A 13,849-nucleotide genomic window follows, 5' to 3' on the forward strand; every position below is an offset into this window, starting at 1 on the left:
CCTGGAGCAACGCAGGACCGCCGCCGGACGCAGCCTTCGGCAGCTGCTACGTACTGGGCGAGCTGTTGGGGCCATAAAAGCTCGCTGGCAAGCCAGCTCCCACAAGACAGGTGCTGCTACGGGGATCGTGGGGCGGCGGGGTCAGGGCCTGCCCGCCCAGGCCACGGCATCGTGGGGGTGCAGGCTTTCGCGGTGGGAGACGAACACCTGCACCTGGTCATACGTGGCCTGTAGCGCCTGGGTGAGCTTGCGCGCGGCGTCCTCGACGTACATCAGGTGTTCACCGTTGAGCTGCGCGAAAGCCTGCTCGTCGGCGCGCTTGACGGCAGTCTGCAGGGGGGTGCCCAGGGCGGTCTCGGCCTGGTCGATCAGCGCCATCAACCCCAGCGCACCGGCTTGCCCGGCGATGCTCACCTCAATAGCGGCCACGCTGCGCTGGCTGTGGGGCGTGGCGGCGCTGGCGTTGGCGCGCAGCCAGGCCGCCACCTGCGCGGCGTCAAGGCCATCGCGCCGGCCGAACTGATCGAGGAAGCGTTGCTCCACTACCTGCCGGGCCAGCGCGGCCGAGCACGGGCAGGTCGACGAATAGCCCACCTCGACCCGCGCCCGCAGTTGCAGCACGCCGGCGTGCCAGTGCGCGCGCAGGCGCACCGGGTAGCCCTTCCAGCCGCTGAGCCCGCTGCTGACCAACGCCGGGCGCCGGCACAGCAACGTGAACGCGAGTTGCAGCCGGGCATGCCGGGACTGGCAGTCGGCATGGCTTTCCACCATCTGCGCCAGCACCTGCGCCAGGCTGGCCGGCGTCAGCGCTTGCCCTTCCAGCAGGTCGAGCAGGCGGTACAGGCGCGACATGTGGATGCCCTTGACGGCCGCATCGGGCAAATCCACCTGCACATCGGCCAGGGCCTCCACCGTGGCCAGGCAGCTTGGCTCGGCCACTTGCACGGGCAGCTCGATGTGCTGCATGCCCACCCATTCCAGAGGGCCATGGGCGGGAGGGGCGTCGGTAAGGGCAACATCGGGAAGCAAAGGAACGGCGGGCATCGGCAAGTATCCGTGACAATGACAATAATAGTTACATTATAACATTGCCAACCACAAAACCACCGTAACGCTTGCCGCTCCCACAGGGCAATTGTTACGGGGGATTGGGGATACGGGGGGTCAGGCGCGCTTGACGTGCGTGCCCTGCACTTCATCGCGGGCCAGGCGCAGCTCTTCGGCGTCCTGGTTCAAGCGGTGGATCACGCCCAGCAGGCGCTGGCGCAGCACTTCATCGCCGAGCTGGTCGAGGGCGCGCATCACGTCCAGCGCCGCCGACTGGTTGTTGGCCGCCACGGCGTCCAGGGTCTTGCGCAGGTGTCTTGCGGGTCGGTTCACGTCGTTGGTCCTCTTCATCTCGGCGTGGACTGTAGGACAACAATGTTTCGGTTTGATTTCAGCCATTTAGGCAGTCAAGTGATCTGTATCAAACACCCACGTATTTACCCGGGCAATGCGTGGCATGCGCACATTGAGTTGGTGGCGCCGGCGCCCGCCGGTTTACCGTGCATGCACCCGGCACCTGCGGGGCCGGGCCTCCAATAATGACAATACAAGGACTTTGCCCATGCCACGTTTCCCGCGCATGAACGCCTCCCTCACCCAGGGCCTGAGCGCTCTGGCCCTGGCCTTTGGCGCCAGCCACATGGTGTACGCCGCCGTCAGCGCCCCGGTGCCGGCACTGTTCGGCGACGCGAAAATCAACCAGCAACTGAACGTGGAACAACGCCTGGAACGCGCCGAGGCGGTAACCGCCGTCAGCAACGTGATGGGCCGTTATTCGTTCCTGCATACCGCCGGTCGGCACACCGAATCGGAGTCGCTGTTCGCCCTCGACACCCCCGGGGTGCGCGTGGAAATGATGTGGGGCGTTTACGAGGGCGCCCACAGCATCCACCGCCTGTACAGCGGCATGCACGTCGACACCGAAGGGGTGAACCAGCGCAAGGGCCAGATGCACATCCACACCCTCAGCACCCCGGTGATCGAGGTGGCGGGCGACCTCAAGACCGCCAAGGCGGTATGGGTGTCACCCGGGGTGGAAACCGGCTTCTTCGGCACCGACAAGGTCACCGCCAATTGGGGCTGGGCCAAGTACGGCGCCGACTTCATCAAGGAGGACGGCGAATGGAAGATCTGGCACCTGCACGTCTACGGCCTGTTCCTGTCGCCCTATGACAAGAGCTGGGTGCAGCAGCCCAACGACCACCAGATGCCGCCGCTGCCCGACGCCTTCAAGCCCGACCGCCCCGCCACTACCCACTGGATGTACAGCGCCGACAAGCCCACGGAACTGGTGCCCGCACCACCCGCACCGTACATGAGCTTCGACGACAAGACCGCCTACTGAGGCCACCAGCGGCCCGGCACCCGGCCGGGCCCACCGCCCTGCTCCCCTCACAACAACAATTCGGAGTGTGCCCATGCCCCGCGTCCCTGCGCTCGCGGGCAGCGCCCTGCTGCTCGCCGTTCAAAGCCACGCCTTCGCCGCCGACGCCGACATACCCGCCGGCACCGTGCTGCAGAACATCAGCCTGCCGACCCAAGCTGCCACCACGCCCGGCAGCGCCGACCCGGGCTGGCTGGCCGAGCACGGCATCTTCCCCACCGCCAGGCTGCAGGAGTCGCTGTTCACCAGCCACAGCCTGGGCGTGCAGACCGGCAAGACCGAGCTGATTTCCTCCTACTCCCTGGGCCTGGAACTGGATTTGAGCAAGTTGCTGGACATGCCCGGTGGCGCCCTGCACATCGAGACCGTGCGCAACTACGGCCGCAGCAACAACGCCGTGGGCGGCACCGTGGGCGCCTACCCGCTGGCGCAGATCCCGCAGAACGCACCCAAGCGCGACGTGCCGGTGTTCACCTACGAACAGCGGCTGCTGGGCAACCGCCTGGACCTGGAAGTGGGCCGCAAGAACGTGGTGTGGTTCTTCATCGACGAGTTTTCGATGTGGGAGAACTTCAGCCGCCTCACCCAGTACACCTGGCTGGTGCTGCCGCCGCCCTACGCCACCTGGAGCGCCCGCGCCAAGTACCGTTTCAGCGAGCATGGCTACCTGCAGGCCGGCGCCTGGGAGTACAACACAGGGCTCTGGGGCCTGGATGGCTGGAACTGGCGCACCACCCAGGCCACGGGCGTCACCTCGCTGCTGACCCTGGGCTACGCCGACCGCCAGGGCGCACTGCCGGCCCACGCCGAGCTGACCGGTTATTACCTCAATGCGCCCGAGGACGACCCTTACTACACCGTGGCCGGCACCTCGCAGGTGCTGGACAGCAGCCAGGCGGCGCAGCGCCACAAGGGCGCCAATGGCCTGATCGCCAGCGCCGGCAAGGTGGTGCAGCGTTTCGACGCCGAACAGGCGCTGTACCTGTTCGCCAGCGCCGGGGCCAACAACTCCACCTGGATCAACAGCGGCGTCAGCGCCGATGCCTACGCCGGTGCCTCCTGGCTCAACCCACTCGGCCGCCACGACGACGTGCTGGGGGTGAAGGTGGAATACAACCGCCTCAGCGCGCGCAAGCAGAAGCTGCTGGAAGACGCCAACCTGGCCAGCGGCGGCACCGGCTACAGCGGCGGGCGCGACAGCCAGTTCGTCGAGCTGTTCGCCCACCTCAACCTGGGCCGCTACCTTAGCGTCGATCCATACCTGGCGTACGGTTTCAACGCCAACACCGCCTTCGATCCCTACACCGCGCAAACCTCCCATGACGGCTGGGTGTTCGGCACCGTGCTGACCTTCAACCTCGGTGCCCTGGCCGGGTTGCCCGCGCCGCGCATGGACTGAGCCTGGCGGCTGTGATTTCATCGGCGCACTGCCTACAACAAGAGAGCCACCGATGAAGCGTCTGCACGCCCCCGTTCTACTGGCCGCCCTGCTCCCCGGGCTGAGCCTGGCCGACACCCCGCCCTCGCGCCTGGAACAGATCCAGCAGCGCGGCCAGTTGAACGTCTGCACCACCGGCGACTACAAGCCCTACACCTTCAAGAAGGCCGATGGCAGCTACGAGGGCATCGACATCACCCTGGCGCAGAACCTGGCCCAGAGCCTGGGCGCCACGGTGCAGTGGGTGCCCACCACCTGGAAAACCCTGATGCCCGATTTTCTCGCCGGCCAGTGCGACATCGCCGTGGGCGGCATCTCGGTGACCCTGGCACGGCAGAAGCAGGCGTGGTTCAGCAGCACCCTCGACGTGGACGGCAAGGTGCCGCTGGTGCGTTGCGACGACCAGGCCAAGTACCAGCGCATCGACCAGATCAACCGCCCCGAAGTGCGCGTGATAGAACCGGCCGGTGGCACCAACGAAGCCTTCGTCCACGCCTACCTGCCCAAGGCGCAGCTGAGCCTGCACGACAACGTGACCATCTTCGAGGAGTTGCGCCAGCACAAGGCCGACGTGATGATCACCGACGCCTCAGAGGCGCTGTACCACCAGAAGCTGCAGCCGGGGCTGTGCGCGGTGAACCCGGCGCAGTACATGCAATACGGTGAAAAAGCCTACCTGCTGCCCCAGGGCGACCTGACCTGGAAGCTGTACGTGGACCAATGGCTGCACCTGGCCAAGGCGACGGGCGCGTACCGCCAGGCGCAGGCGCAGTGGATAGCCGTGCCGTGATCCGACGGACGCCTGCGCTCAATCAATCAACTCCGCATGCTGCGCCTGGCGCTGCATCGACTCCAGGTTCTTCTCGATGGTCTCGCAGATGGCGTCCATCTTGATCTGGTGCTCGCTGGGCTTGAACGGGCTTTGCAGGTCGGTGCCGATGCGCTCGATGGCCAGCAGCATGAAGCCCACCACCGTCGAGGCCAGCGGCGTGTACCACTCCAGCGACTCCACCAGGCCCACCGGCACGATCAGGCAGAACACCGAGATGAACAGCCGCGGGAAGTACACGTAAGGATACGGCAACGGCGTGTTGCCGATGCGTTCCAGGCCGCCCTGGCTGTTCGATAAGTCCACCAGGGTCGACTCCAGCCGCGCCAGGCGAATGCTGTCCAGCCGCCCGGCCTTGTACTCGCGGGCGAGCAGGTTGGCCGAGCCGTTGAGGATGTCGTTGGCGAAGTTGTTGGAGCTGGCGCTGCGCTCGAACTCGTCGGCGCGCACGAAGGCCTTCAGCTCCGGCGGGCACTGGCTGCCCTTGAGCGCAGCGGCCAGGCTGTTGACGTACGCCACATGGCGGCGCAGCAGCGTGGCCTTGACCGGGTTGGTGTCGCCGTTTTCGTCATCGATCAGGGTCAGCACCTGGCGGGCGAAGCTGCGCGAACTGTTCACCAGCCCGCCCCACAGGGTGCGCGCCTCCCACCAGCGGTTGTAGGCGCTGCTGTTGCGAAAGCTGATCAGCACCACCAGCGCCGAACCCAGCAGGGTCAGGGGCATCAGCGGCAGGGTGACCTTGCTGTTGAGGTAGAGCATGAAGTCCACGGTCACCAGGATGTCCCAGATCAGCAGCCAGAACAGCGCCCAGCCCACGTAGCCCAGGGTCTTGATGATCAGGCGGTACTTCTTGATGATGGCGTCTTTCAAAAGCGTTAACCTCCCAGAGTCCACACCTTCGGACGCCCATTCCCGGCGAAGGTTCGCCGCAAGGTCCCGCCCATGCGCATCGTCACCCCTGAACAATGGTTCGAAGTTCGGCAGCTGGCCGACGGCGTGAAGCTGATTCACGAGCCGTTCATCAAGCCGTTCTACCGTTGCAACCTGTGGCACATCAGCGGCCGCGACCGCGACGCGCTGGTGGACACCGGCTCAGGCGTGGTCAGCTTGCGCCAGCAATTGCCCTGGCTGACCGAGCGGCCGCTGCTGGCAGTGGCCAGCCATAGCCACTTCGACCACATCGCCGGCCACCACGAGTTCAGCGAACGCCTGGCGCACCCGGCCGAAGCCGAAATCCTGGCCAACCCGCGCAACGACCTGACCCTGGCCGATCTGTGCATCGGCGACCCGATGTTCGACGCCCACCCCGGCTGCCCGCTGTGCTACGAGGAATACCGGGTGAAGGCGGCGCCGGTCACCCGCCTGATCGACGAAGGCGACGTGCTGGACCTCGGCGACCGCGTGCTGGAAGTGCTGCACACCCCCGGCCATTCACCGGGCGGCATCTGCCTGTGGGAAGCCGCGAGCGGCACGCTGTTCTCCGGCGATATCATCTACGACGGGCCGCTGATCGAGGACGCCTACCACTCCAACCTCGACCACTACCGCGCAAGCCTTGAGCGGCTGCTGGACCTGCCGGTGCGCACCGTGCACGGCGGCCATTTCCCGAGTTTTTCCGGGGAGCGCCTGCGCAGCCTGGTTCGCGATTGGCTGGCCACTCACCCCTGAGCGCGCGCCAGGGCCAGGTAGGCATTCACCGCGCCGCTGGTTTCATCAGGGCGGCTGAGCATGCTCAGCTCGGTGTGCATGCCGGCGATGGCCAGCGGCTTGTACACCAGTTGCGCCAGGGCCACCTGCACCAACGGCTCGGGCACCAGCGCCAGGCCCAGGCCGGCGGCCGCCAAGGCCAGCACTGTAAGGCTGTTGGCGGCCCGGTGGGCCACCTTCAGGCTGCCGCCCAGCGCCTCGCGCAGGCTGTTCTCCAAACTGAGGTCGTGAGGGTCGGCAGCGTACAGAATCATCGGCTCATCGCGCAGCATTGCCGCCGTCAGCAGCGGCTCCGTGGCCAGCCGATGGCTGCGCTCCATGGCCATCAGCAGCGGCCAGCGGCCTACCGGCTCAAGGCGCAGCGGCACTGCCTCGCCCACCACCTGCGCCGGGGTGTAGCCGATGTCCAGCTGGCCGGCCAGCAGCGCCTCGCCCTGGCGTGACGGGGCCACCTCCTCCACCACCAGTTCGGCGTCCGGGTAGGCGTCGCGGAAGGCCCGCAGGTCGCTCATCAGCTTGCCGCTGAACACCGCGTTGCCGGCAAACCCCACCCGCACCCGCCCGGTCTCGCCACGCAGCGAGCGCTGCACGGTCAGCCGCGCATGCTCGGCCTGTTCCAGGGTTCGCCGCGCCTGCTCGCGAAAGGCCTCGCCCGCTTCGGTCAGGCGCACCTGGCGGCTGGTGCGCACGAACAGCGGGCCACCCAGCTCTTCCTCCAGCGCGCGAATCTGCATGCTCAACGCCGACTGCACGATGTGCACGCGCTGGGCCGCACGGCCGAAATGCCCTTCTTCAGCCACGGCGAGAAAATAGCGCAGGTGCCGCAGTTCCATGGTTAGCCCCGATCAATCATTGTGAATGATAGATCTGTCAGATCTATCTATTTGAGGTTACTCGCAAACAGGCAGAAGCTGAAGCTCTCAGTCACTACACCGGAGTACACCATGAGCCATACCCTGGAAGACCGTCAGCAAATCAACGACCTGATCACCGGCTGGATGCACCGCGACCTGGGCAACTGGGATGAGCTGCGCAAGCTGTTTCACCCTGACGGCACCGTGGCCGTGACCTGGTTCGAAGGCCTGGCCAGCGATTTCGTCGACGGCTCCATTCGCATGGGCGCCTCGACCCTGCGCAACAAGCACTTCATCGCCAACCCGGTGGTGACCTTCCAGGGCGACAAGGCGATCGCCGAAACCAACTCGATGATCATCGGCGAAGACACCCGCCTGAACCTGGGCGCCACCAGCCACGCACGCTTCTACGACCTGGTGGAAAAGCGCGACGGCCAGTGGAAGCTGTTCAAGCGCCAGGCCATCTATGACATGGGCTACTTCACCTTCCCCCTGGGCCCGGTCGAGATCGACAGCGCCGTGGTGGCCAAGTATCCGCGCGAGTACGCCAGCCTGGCCTACCTGCTGGAAAAGGCCGGGTTCCCTCTCGGTCGGGTGTTCGCCACCCGTGGCAGCGACCTGGAGCGGCAGATGCGCGAACACGCCAAGGCCTGGCTGAACGCGTGAGAGAAAGCGGGCGGGCCGTGGCCCGCCGTATCAGAAGGCCAGCTTGAAACCGATGGACAGCAACATGAACGCCAGGCACGGGCGCAGCACCGCGTCGGGAACGCGGCCGGTGAGCTGGCTGCCCAGGTAGATGCCGGGCAGCGAGCCCATCAGCAGGAAGGCCAACAGCTCCCAGTTCATGTTGCCCATGCTGGCGTGGCCCAGGCCGGCCACCAGCGTCAGCGGCACGGCGTGGGCGATCTCGGTGCCCACCAGGCGGCGGGTGGGCAACAGCGGGTAGAGGATGAACAACGCCACAGTGCCCAGCGCGCCAGCACCGATGGAGGTCAGGGCCACCATGGTGCCCAGCACCAGGCCGGTAATCACCGTCAGCACGTTCAAGCGGGTGCCGGTGAACAGCGACTTGTCACCGCCACGGCGGTGGGCGAAGGCCAGCAGCTTGTGCTTGAACAGCACCGCCGCCGAGGTCAGCAGCAACACGTAACCCAGGGCCTGGGTGATCATGCCGTTGAGCGCCTTGGGGTTGGTGTCAAAGCTCTTCAGGAACCACAGCGTCAGGGCCACCGCCGGCACGCTGCCCAGCGTCAGCCAGCCCGTCACGCCCCAATCGATGTTCTTGTTCTTGCGGTGCACCAGCACACCACCGGATTTGGTGATGGCCGCGTACAGCAGGTCAGTGCCCACGGCCGTGGCCGGGTTGATGCCGAACCACAACAGAATCGGGGTCATCAGCGAACCGCCACCGACACCGGTCATACCTACTACAAAGCCGACGATAAGGCCTGCAACTACAAAACCGAAATTACCGACATCCATTGCTGAGCCTTAAACACGCGCAAAAACTGGCGGGCAGGATAGCTGCTTCCGTTATTAACGTTTAGAACGTTATTGACTATGGTTATAACCAAGTTTTGTCCGCACCGGCGGCCCTGAGCGTGGGAGTGGGCTCTGCCCGCGAATGCCACACCGCGGTGCATCAGCAAGACCGCAGTGTTGTTTTCGCGGGTAGAACCCGCTCCCACACAGGCATCGGGGGACGGATTCAGGCGTGTTATTTACGCAGCGCCTTGTGGTTTTGCACCACTTCGTCGATCACTACGCGGAACACTCGCTGCACCACGTCTTCGCTCACACCGTGCTGCGCCGCCAGCGCCGCATAGCGTTCGGCCTGACGCGCTTCGCGGGCCGGGTCCACGGCATCGAGTTGCTGGCTGGCTTTCAGTTGACCAACCTGCTGGGTGGCCACGAAACGCTGGCCCAGCAGGCGAATCACCGCTTCATCCAGCGCGTCGATTTCAGCGCGAAGGGTGTTCAGTTTGTTGTCTTGCATGGTTCTTATCCTGTTCAGCGGCGTCCCTGCCAAGGTTTATTTCTGCGCCTTGGGCGTGGCAAACATGTCCCAGGCCAGCGCCAGGGCGCCAGCGGTAATAGCGATGTCAGCGAGGTTGAACACGCCGGTATGGGCGGGCCCGACGTTGACAATCAGGTAGTCCACGACGTGGCCGTCGCGAAACACGCGGTCGACCAGGTTGCCGGCGCCGCCCAGGGCAATGGCGTAAACCGCCAGCGCCTTGCCGGTGGCGGTGGGCCAATGCTTCAGCGCCCAATAGCCCGCCCAGCCGACCACGGCGGCCACGCCAATGATGAAGATCAGTTGCTTGACCAGCGGCGGCAGCCCGGCGCCGACGCTGAGGAACGCACCCGGGTTGAGACTCAACTCCAGCGCCAGGTTGACGGGGTCGCTGCCGAATTTGAAGCTTTGGGTTTGCAGGGATGCCAGGGCCAGCAACTTGACCAGTTGATCGGCGACGATGAACGCCACACCGATTAAAAACACCCACGCGCGGTTCTTCACACTGCCTTGCATGCACCACTCCCTGTAGGAAAAGCTGCCACCCGAGCGGGCCCAGCGCGGGCGCGACGATAGCGCAGGGGCGGCGGCGCGTCCATCCTGCGGCGCCGTGGCGCAATGTCGCCATGGCCGGGGCCATAGCTGGGGCCATAGCTAGACGACCGGTCTGTTTCATGCATAATACCCCCCATGACATTGACCAAGAAAGCCGAAGCTACCCGCCAACACATCCTCGACACCGGCCAGCAGCTGGTGCTGCGCAAGGGGTTCACAGGCGTCGGGTTGCTGGAAATACTCAAGGCCTGCGGCGTGCCCAAAGGCTCGTTCTACCACTACTTCCCCTCCAAGGAAGCGTTCGGCTGCGCGCTACTGCAGCAGTACGTGGCGCAGTACGGCCAGCGCCTGAACGCCCTGCTGGCAGCCGACGGCAGCAGTGGCCGCGAGCGGCTGATGCGCTACTGGCAAGCGTGGATCACCGAGGCGGGTGAAGACGGCTGGGCCGAGGACTGCCTGGTGGTGAAATTGGCCGCCGAGGTGGCGGACCTGTCCGAAGACATGCGCCAGGTGCTGGACGCCGGCGTGGCCGCGCTGGTGGCGCGCCTCGCCGCGCTGATCCGCGAAGGCCGCGCCGACGCCTCGCTGCCGGCCGGCGCCGAGCCGCTGGCGCTGGCCGAGGTGCTGTACCAGATGTGGCTGGGGGCGGCGCTGCTGGCCAAGCTTGGCCGCGACAAGACTCCCTTGCACCAGGCGCTTGCCGCCACCGGCGCACTGCTGGCCTGCCAGCACCGCCCTTCCCCATCGCTACCCATCGAACAACAAGGAGCGTCACATGCACAGTGCCCTGCACCCCACCTTTGGTGAGCCCGCCGAAGTCCTCTGCCTGGGCGACAGCCCACTGCCCGAGCCAGGCCCTGGCCAAGTCCGAATCAAGACTTTGCTGGCGCCGATTCACAACCACGACCTGTGGACCATCCGCGGCCAGTACGGCTACAAGCCCACACTGCCGGCCATTGGCGGTAGTGAGGCGGTAGGCGTGATCGACGCCCTGGGCGAAGGCGTGGAAGGCGTAGCCCTGGGGCAGCGCTTTGCCGTGGCCGCCGTGCACGGCACGTGGGCGGAATATTTCCTGGCCCCGGCCAAGCTGCTGATACCGCTGCCCCCGGCCATCGCCGACGAAGCCGCCGCGCAACTGATCGCCATGCCCCTGAGCGCGCTGATGCTGCTGGAGTTCCTTGAGGTGCAGGCGGGTGATTTCATCCTGCAGAACACCGCCAACGGCGCGGTGGGCAAGACCCTGGCCATGCTGGCGGCCGCGCGCGGCGTGCACACCATCAACCTGGTGCGCCGCGACGCTGGCGTGGCCGAACTGAACGAGCTGGGCATCGCCAATGCCGTGTCCACCGCCCAGGCCGGCTGGCAGGACAAGGTCCGCGCCATCGCCGGCACCGCGCCCATCCGCGCGGCAGTGGACTCGGTGGGCGGCAGCGCGGCGGGCGACCTGCTGGGGCTACTGGCAGAGAACGGCCTGCTGGTGTCGTTCGGTTCCATGACCGGCGAGCCCATGCAGATCTCTTCCGGTGACCTGATCTTCAAGCAAGCCACGGTCAAGGGTTTCTGGGGCAGCACCGTGGGCGCGAAGCTGTCGGTGGACGAGAAGCGCCGATTGATCGGCGAACTGCTGCGCCTGGCGGCCAGTGGCGAGCTGAAATTGCCGGTGGAAGCCATCTACAGCCTGTCCGATGTAGCGCAGGCCGCCGCCGCCAGCCTGCAGCCGGGGCGCAAGGGCAAGATCCTGTTGCGCCCCTGACACCTGTAGCAGCGGCCCCAGGCCGCGTCCAGGGCACCGCGCTTTTCCTGGCACACCGCGGTGAACCCGGACGCAGCCTGGCGGCAGCTGCTACGTCCCTTGGGCCGCCGCGCGCTTGCGCAGCACCGGTATCGACAACGCAATCAGCGACGCCAGCACACACAACATCCCGGCCACGAAAAACGCCGGGATGTAGCTGGCCATCAGCGTGCGCGTCAACCCTGCCCCGTACGCCGCGAATGCCGCCCCCAACTGGTGGCCGGCAAATACCCAGCCGAAGACAATGTTGGCGCGCTCGGCGCCGAAGGTCTGCGCCACCAGCTTGACTGTGGGCGGCACCGTGGCGATCCAGTCCAGGCCGTACAGCACCGCGAACAGCGACAGCCCCCACACGGTGAAGTCGCTGAACGGCAGCATCATCAGTGCCACCCCGCGCAGCCCGTAGTACCAGAACAGCAGCCAGCGGTTGTCGAAACGGTCGGACAGCCAGCCCGAGCCCACGGTGCCGAAAAAGTCGCAGATGCCCATCATCGCCAGAATGCCCGCCGCGCTGGTGGCCACCAGGCCGTAGTCACCGCACAGGCTGATGAAATGCGTCTGCACCAGGCCGTTGGTGCTGGCACCACACACGAAGAAGGTCAGGAACAGCACCCAGAACGTCCAGCTGCCGCTGACGTCGCGCAGCACGCGCCAGGGGCTGACCAGCATCGCCAGCAGGCTCGCGGCCCCGGCAGGTGCCGGCGCGACGATGCTGTCGCCGTAGGGCGGCAGGTCCATGTCGGCCGGGCGGTCACGCAGCAGCGCCACCACGGCCACGGCCGCCACCGCCATGGCGCAACAGATGAACGACAGCCCTACGCGCCAGCCGTGATGCTCGGTAAGCGAGGCCAGCAACGGCATGAACACCAACTGCCCGGTGGCGGTACTGGCCGACAGCAACCCCACCACCAGGCCGCGGCGCTGGCTGAACCAGCGCGTGGCCACAGTGGCGCCCAGCACCATGGCGGTCAGCCCGGTGCCCACGCCGATGACCACGCCCCACAGCAGCACCAGCTGCCAGAATTGCGTCATGAACATCGACCCCAACAGCCCGCACAGCACCACCGCCACGGCCACCAGCACTACCCGGCGCAGGCCGAAGTAGTTCATGAAGGCCGCGGCGAACGGCCCCATCAGCCCGAACAGGGCGAAACGCACGGCCAGCGCCGAGGAGATCTGCGCACTGCTCCAGCCGAACTCGCGCTCCAACGGCACGATGAACACGCCCGGCGCGCCCATGGCCCCGGCCATCACCAGCATGGTCAGGAAGGTCACGGCGGCCACTACCCAGCCGTAGTGGACGTTGCGCGGGGCCAGGCGGCTGGCGACAAAGGTGGAAAGCATGATCGTTCCTTCAGGGAGGCGGGGGCGTCAAGGGGCCGGGACGTACTGCATTTCGCCTTGGCCGAAGGACCAGTCTTCACGATTGACCTCCACCAGGCTGATCCACACGTCTTCCTTGCGGATGCCGGTGCGCTCGTGAATGCCGCTGGCCACGGCCTGGTAGAAGGCACGTTTCACCTCGGTGCTGCGCCCGGCGTTCCAGGTCACCTGAATGAATACGATGCCTGGCGTGTAGCTGACGCCCAGGTAGCCTTCGGCCGGGTAGACCAGCTCGTCACTGGCGTGGCGGTTGAAGATCTGGAATTTATCGTGGGCCGGCACATTGGCCGTGCGGGTCATGGCCTCGTAGACCACGTCGCTGATGGCCCTGAGAGTGTCGGTGGAGGTGTCCTTGGCTACATCTATGCGCACGAGCGGCATGGCGGCGGTCCTTTTGTCATTGTTAAATAGATGATGAACAACCTTTATACAGGCAATGTTTTACAACATGTTGCAATAACCTGCAAGCACGCTCAGTCGACGGTCAGGCACACCTGCTCATGCCACACCTTGAAGCTGGACCAACGTGGTTGCGGCGGCCCCTGCCGCGACCAGTACAGCACCTGCCCGCGGGCATTGACGCAGAAATAGTCGCCATCGGCCTCGATGAAGGGCAGCAGGTCGCGGGGCACACCCTGGTGTTTCCAGGCGGTGTGGGCGATATCGATCAGGTCCAGCTCAGCCGAGCCGGGCAATACCACGGCGGGTTCAAAAGCGGCGTTGGCGACATCGCTGCCGCCCTTGAGGAAGGCCCGGTAGGCCTGGGGGAAGTCCATGCCCAGACGCTGCTCGGCAGCGTCTATCTCGGCATCGGTAGGAATACGGAACGGGTCGTGACGCATA

17 protein-coding genes are annotated in these 13,849 nt (G+C 65.9%); 7 read left to right on the plus strand and 10 right to left on the minus strand.

Translation table 11 applies throughout. The features are described from left to right. Positions 1–141: 141 nt before the first annotated feature. On the minus strand, positions 142–1,044 hold the full coding sequence (gene folE2 / locus AC0SZ7_RS06400; protein ID WP_475503584.1) for a GTP cyclohydrolase FolE2: 903 nt from the start codon (positions 1,042–1,044) through the stop codon (positions 142–144). 120 nt (positions 1,045–1,164) lie between these two features. Beyond that, positions 1,165–1,380, minus strand: a complete 216-nt coding sequence (locus AC0SZ7_RS06405) for a hypothetical protein (protein ID WP_475503585.1) — start codon at positions 1,378–1,380, stop codon at positions 1,165–1,167. A 229-nt stretch (positions 1,381–1,609) separates the two neighbouring features. Between AC0SZ7_RS06405 and AC0SZ7_RS06410 the strand changes: the two genes are divergently transcribed. The 3 genes from AC0SZ7_RS06410 (at position 1,610) to AC0SZ7_RS06420 (ending at position 4,659) form a co-directional block, all read left to right on the plus strand. Further along, positions 1,610–2,392: a nuclear transport factor 2 family protein gene (locus AC0SZ7_RS06410; RefSeq protein ID WP_475503586.1), complete on the plus strand. Its 783-nt coding sequence runs from the start codon at positions 1,610–1,612 to the stop codon at positions 2,390–2,392. A gap of 73 nt (positions 2,393–2,465) precedes the next feature. Continuing rightward, entirely contained in the window at positions 2,466–3,830 is a 1,365-nt protein-coding gene (locus AC0SZ7_RS06415; protein ID WP_475503587.1) for a carbohydrate porin, read from the plus strand. A 52-nt stretch (positions 3,831–3,882) separates the two neighbouring features. Then, positions 3,883–4,659, plus strand: a complete 777-nt coding sequence (locus tag AC0SZ7_RS06420) for a transporter substrate-binding domain-containing protein (protein ID WP_475503588.1) — start codon at positions 3,883–3,885, stop codon at positions 4,657–4,659. Positions 4,660–4,677: 18 nt separating this feature from the next. On the opposite strand, the gene AC0SZ7_RS06425 is transcribed toward AC0SZ7_RS06420, so the two are convergent. Continuing rightward, positions 4,678–5,568 (minus strand): bestrophin family protein, encoded by an 891-nt coding sequence (locus AC0SZ7_RS06425; RefSeq protein WP_475503589.1) that lies wholly within the window; start codon positions 5,566–5,568, stop codon positions 4,678–4,680. Between the two features lie 72 nt (positions 5,569–5,640). Between AC0SZ7_RS06425 and AC0SZ7_RS06430 the strand changes: the two genes are divergently transcribed. Continuing rightward, a complete protein-coding gene (locus tag AC0SZ7_RS06430; RefSeq protein WP_475503590.1) occupies positions 5,641–6,366 on the plus strand; it encodes an MBL fold metallo-hydrolase in 726 nt (241 codons plus the stop codon). Here the strand turns inward: AC0SZ7_RS06430 and AC0SZ7_RS06435 are convergent. Beyond that, a complete protein-coding gene (locus AC0SZ7_RS06435; RefSeq protein WP_475503591.1) occupies positions 6,357–7,238 on the minus strand; it encodes a LysR substrate-binding domain-containing protein in 882 nt (293 codons plus the stop codon). The two genes, AC0SZ7_RS06430 and AC0SZ7_RS06435, sit on opposite strands and share 10 nt — an antisense overlap. A 111-nt stretch (positions 7,239–7,349) precedes the next feature. On the opposite strand from AC0SZ7_RS06435, the gene AC0SZ7_RS06440 reads away from it, so the two are divergent. After that, positions 7,350–7,925 carry a nuclear transport factor 2 family protein gene (locus AC0SZ7_RS06440; protein ID WP_475503592.1) on the plus strand — a complete coding sequence of 192 codons (576 nt, stop codon included), beginning with the start codon at positions 7,350–7,352 and terminating at the stop codon, positions 7,923–7,925. A gap of 30 nt (positions 7,926–7,955) precedes the next feature. Here AC0SZ7_RS06440 and AC0SZ7_RS06445 read toward each other — a convergent pair whose 3' ends face one another. The 3 genes from AC0SZ7_RS06445 to AC0SZ7_RS06455 all read right to left on the minus strand — a co-directional run bounded on the left by AC0SZ7_RS06445 (position 7,956) and on the right by AC0SZ7_RS06455 (position 9,792). After that, positions 7,956–8,741, minus strand: a complete 786-nt coding sequence (locus tag AC0SZ7_RS06445; RefSeq protein WP_475503593.1) for a sulfite exporter TauE/SafE family protein — start codon at positions 8,739–8,741, stop codon at positions 7,956–7,958. Between the two features lie 235 nt (positions 8,742–8,976). Next, positions 8,977–9,255, minus strand: coding sequence for a chorismate mutase (locus AC0SZ7_RS06450; RefSeq protein ID WP_475503594.1), 279 nt, complete (start codon positions 9,253–9,255; stop codon positions 8,977–8,979). Between the two features lie 36 nt (positions 9,256–9,291). After that, entirely contained in the window at positions 9,292–9,792 is a 501-nt protein-coding gene (locus AC0SZ7_RS06455) for a signal peptidase II (protein ID WP_475503595.1), read from the minus strand. A gap of 174 nt (positions 9,793–9,966) precedes the next feature. Here AC0SZ7_RS06455 and AC0SZ7_RS06460 point away from each other — a divergent pair, with 174 nt between their 5' ends. Then, positions 9,967–10,638 carry a TetR/AcrR family transcriptional regulator gene (locus tag AC0SZ7_RS06460; RefSeq protein WP_475503596.1) on the plus strand — a complete coding sequence of 224 codons (672 nt, stop codon included), beginning with the start codon at positions 9,967–9,969 and terminating at the stop codon, positions 10,636–10,638. Continuing rightward, positions 10,607–11,584 (plus strand): zinc-binding dehydrogenase, encoded by a 978-nt coding sequence (locus AC0SZ7_RS06465; RefSeq protein WP_475503597.1) that lies wholly within the window; start codon positions 10,607–10,609, stop codon positions 11,582–11,584. The genes AC0SZ7_RS06460 and AC0SZ7_RS06465 overlap by 32 nt, the downstream gene beginning before the upstream one ends. Positions 11,585–11,674: 90 nt before the next feature. On the opposite strand, the gene AC0SZ7_RS06470 is transcribed toward AC0SZ7_RS06465, so the two are convergent. The 3 genes from AC0SZ7_RS06470 to AC0SZ7_RS06480 all read right to left on the minus strand — a co-directional run bounded on the left by AC0SZ7_RS06470 (position 11,675) and on the right by AC0SZ7_RS06480 (position 13,848). Further along, positions 11,675–12,967, minus strand: a complete 1,293-nt coding sequence (locus tag AC0SZ7_RS06470) for an MFS transporter (RefSeq protein ID WP_475503598.1) — start codon at positions 12,965–12,967, stop codon at positions 11,675–11,677. A 27-nt stretch (positions 12,968–12,994) separates the two neighbouring features. After that, positions 12,995–13,387: a tautomerase family protein gene (locus AC0SZ7_RS06475; protein ID WP_475503599.1), complete on the minus strand. Its 393-nt coding sequence runs from the start codon at positions 13,385–13,387 to the stop codon at positions 12,995–12,997. Positions 13,388–13,479: 92 nt separating this feature from the next. Then, positions 13,480–13,848 carry an SMI1/KNR4 family protein gene (locus AC0SZ7_RS06480; RefSeq protein ID WP_475503600.1) on the minus strand — a complete coding sequence of 123 codons (369 nt, stop codon included), beginning with the start codon at positions 13,846–13,848 and terminating at the stop codon, positions 13,480–13,482. Between the last annotated feature and the right edge of the window lies 1 nt (position 13,849).

The sequence above is a fragment of the Pseudomonas sp. JC1203 genome, assembly GCF_056175065.1.